Raw genomic sequence first — 3,604 nt, forward strand, 5'->3', positions numbered from 1 at the left:
GTCTTTGATCGCAAGAATATGTTTATCTCGCGATGACGGATTCCGGTCAGCCTCAGGACTTAAAACAGCTGTTTTGGGTGGGGGAATGATAATCTCAACGTCAACTCCATACCGTGTCTCAAGGACCCTTCGTGTTGGCTCACCGTCATAGGCTCCATCGCCTAAAAACCTGTTTACAGGACCGTCAACCTGATCCAGAAGGTCAGGCAGGACGGTCGGGTCACCTACATTTTCATAGGTGAGATCGGAGCATACAATCTCACCAGTGTTTAAGTCCATACCAAGGTGAAGTTTGCGCCAGGAACGCCGCGTTGCCTTGGTTTTATGTTTGTTTTGAAGCCATTCGCCTTCGCCATAAATCTTGACGCCAGTGCTGTCGACCACAAGATGCACCGGCTCTGTTCTGGCCTTTGCTGCCTTGGTAATCTGCAAGCCACCAGCTCGCCGGGACAGTGTCGAAAAGTCTGGAACTAACAAATCAATTTTCATCAATCGGACCACAGAGCGCATTAATCCTTGCGTCTGCCGCAACGCCAGGGCATACACGCTACGCAGTGTCAGCCACGCCTCAATGGCCAAATCAGAATACTTGCGTTGCCCTCCGCGAGTGGTCCGGCGCTGCGCTGACCACTCCTTCCCAATCTCACCGTTGACCCAGATCGTCAAATCTCCACGAATACGAAGACTTTCGTTATAGGCCCGCCAGTTCGTGACACGATATTTCTTCTAGTCAAATTTGTGACGACGGCTGGCGTTGAATTTGTGGGGCATCGGATAGCTTTATGAAGACGAACAAGCCTTCTAATTACAGACACTGAGCGACCCCTGCAACAAGGCCCATGACACGCCGCTTCAAGGCAAACTACGGTATTTCACCGGGACATTGGCAACGTCTTGTTCGGAGCATGTAGGCACCGGTCGACCAAGACAATTACTCTACATTTTTTCCACAAAGCCGAGATTGGATGCCTTGCAGCGAAAGACCACTTTGCTCGCTCTGCTACGGTTCGCAATTAATGTGGGTTCGGACTTATGATTGCAGGCTGGTTGCAAACAATGTGGGTTCATTCGCGAGCGCTCGACGGAACGCTCAGACAGAAGTTCGAGCAATGGTATCCCGGTATGAAAGCTGAAACGCAAGGCACGGAAACTGACAAACTCGCAGCTTAACTGCCCCACACTTTTTGGTGCTCTCCCACTTCGGCAGAAGTTCGAGCAATGGTATCCCAGCATGAAATCTGAAGCGCAAACTCCAGCAAGTGACAACCTTGCAGCCTGATTGCCCCACACCTTTAAATACTCTCCAAACAGCATCCAGAACAAGGAGGCCAATCCAGGGAAAACCAAAGCGCTGGCAGCACTTAAGAAAATCAATACTGAAATCTGCGCATATTTACACCGAATGACTCATACATGTAAAAACTACGAAGAATACCTTTACCCAACATAAGTATCGCTTAAATATATTAATTGATATTATTTGTATATTTAAGTATTGCAAGAATCATTATTAATTTTATACTTATATGATCGCTTTTATATTAAGGGGTGTAGAAAATGTGTAAATTATGCATGATGAATCAACTGCATGTAACTGCAGAAAGTATATCCAACAACTCAAGTGCCACGGAGCAAAAAGCGGCCTTCAGCACGCAAGCTGCCGATCAGGTTACAGCACAGGTCGAGGTGACGAATTTCTTAGCAAATACTCTAGTCATGAATGAGGGAGAAGATGCTGACGCAGGGCCCTCGACGCAATACCTCATTGCCGCAGGGGATAGCTTTTCAGGTGCACTTGAAACCAATGGGGACCGCGACTGGGTGGCGATCGACCTTAGTGCGGGATCAAATTATACGATCAACCTTAATGGGAGCGGAGCTGCGCCGGTTACAGATACTTATTTAAGAATATACGACGCCTCAGGAAACCTAGTTGCGTTTGACGATGACGGCGGGTCTGGTTTAAATTCATCTTTAAACTTCATAGCGCCCACGTCAGGCAGATTTTACATCAGCGCCGCTGCCTACTCAGATGGGCAGACCGGAAGTTATACTGTCAGTGTGGAGGAGACCTTGCCTCCATCACCGCTGGATGCGCTCGATTGGGGTGGTTCAGCTGTAGATACAACAAATATTTCTGTCTACTTTGCGCAAGCTGGTGAAGTTTTTGATGGCCAAAGTTCAGATGGTTGGACGCAGGCGCAGATTGATGGTGCGATGGCGTCGTTAAACGACTTGTCGCAAGGGACAAATCTCACTTTTTCGGTAGCGAACAGCTCAAATAATGCGGAGTTTAAATTTGTAACATCTGCCTTTGGCGGCAGTACTTATGCCTATATGAATCCTCCCAGCGAAGCAAATCCAGGCGTAGCCGTTTTTAATACCTCTAATATGAATTTAGCAAACCTAGATCCAGGCTCACTTGAGTACTTTGTGTTTCAACATGAAGTTGGTCATGGACTGGGTATGTCGCACCCTCATGATACTGGGGGCGGTTCCAGTGTGATGAACGGGGTTTCTAGCTCACGCGGCGATTACGGTGACTTCAATCTCAATCAAGGTATCTATACCATGATGAGCTATAATGTCGGCCATGCAGAGCTTTATCCGGAATGGCCGAGTGACTATGGCGCGACGGTGGGTCCTATGGCGTTCGACTTGGCGCTTCTGCAGGAGAAATACGGAGCAAAAGACGCAAATATAGATAACAATACATATCTCCTACCAGAACTTAACGGTTCGGGCACATTCTACTCGTGCATCTGGGACACCGGCGGTATCGATACAATCGCGTATACGGGCTTCAGTAGCGTCAATATCTCGCTTGTAGCCGCTACTCTTGATTACAGTAGCACAGGCGGTGGTGAACTCTCCTATACAGAAGGTGTGCGCGGAGGGTATACCATCGCCAATGGTGTTGAGATAGAAAATGCTTCTGGTGGTGCTGGCAGTGACACTGTGGTTGGAAACTCCTTGGAGAATGTACTTCAGGGCTTCTCCGGCGATGATTTCCTTGATGGAGCTCAAGGAGATGACCTTTTAGAAGGTGGTGCGGGACGTGATACCTTTTGTTTCACGAGTATAGGTGACACTGACACTATTGCTGACTTTCAGGACACAATTGACTTTATTCAACTCGGCTCTGAATTTGGCGCGAATTCCTTTGCAGAGCTGTCTTTAACCAATAGAGACGCCGACGTCATTGTCGCCTTTGGAGACAGTGAGATCATTTTACAAAATACGGATCCCTCACTTATTGGCGCTGAGGACTTCATCTTCGTTTAACTTAAAATCCCAACATTGGGGGTGTAAGGTAAGCGTTTGGCGAAGGCGACCTACCAACCAGCCACGGGCCCTGTTACGCTGACTTTGCAGCGTAACAGGGCGCTGTTGCACAATTCGAAATTAGCTTGCAGCCTGCCCAATCGCATGCATCTGATCATGGCGGTGTTGCATGGGTCAGAACTGAGCTGAGGTTTCCCCAAACCCACACATTTGGTTTCATGAGATGACCTGAGACCCAAGTTTCCTCCAGTTTTTGTGAGGATCCATTGTTTGTATTCAAGCCTTATGCGGCTATCATTTCCAGCCCTATCTGCCCGGC

1 protein-coding gene and 1 pseudogene are annotated in these 3,604 nt (G+C 48.2%); one reads left to right on the plus strand and one right to left on the minus strand.

Annotation, left to right across the window (positions count from 1 at the left end; translation table 11 throughout):
* A pseudogene (locus BMZ51_RS23325) lies at positions 1-699 on the minus strand (IS5 family transposase); the annotation flags it as partial.
* Between the two features lie 873 nt (positions 700-1,572).
* Here BMZ51_RS23325 and BMZ51_RS23330 point away from each other — a divergent pair.
* On the plus strand, positions 1,573-3,285 hold the full coding sequence (locus tag BMZ51_RS23330; RefSeq protein WP_068009361.1) for a M10 family metallopeptidase C-terminal domain-containing protein: 1,713 nt from the start codon (positions 1,573-1,575) through the stop codon (positions 3,283-3,285).
* Positions 3,286-3,604 lie beyond the last annotated feature (319 nt).

This window comes from Pseudovibrio axinellae (assembly GCF_900110875.1).
GTDB lineage: Bacteria > Pseudomonadota > Alphaproteobacteria > Rhizobiales > Stappiaceae > Pseudovibrio > Pseudovibrio axinellae.

Excerpts from the sequence above, each read along its gene's own strand:
- BMZ51_RS23330 (WP_068009361.1), top strand. The coding sequence starts at position 1,573 with ATGATGAATCAACTGCATGTAACTGCAGAAAGTATATCCAACAACTCA.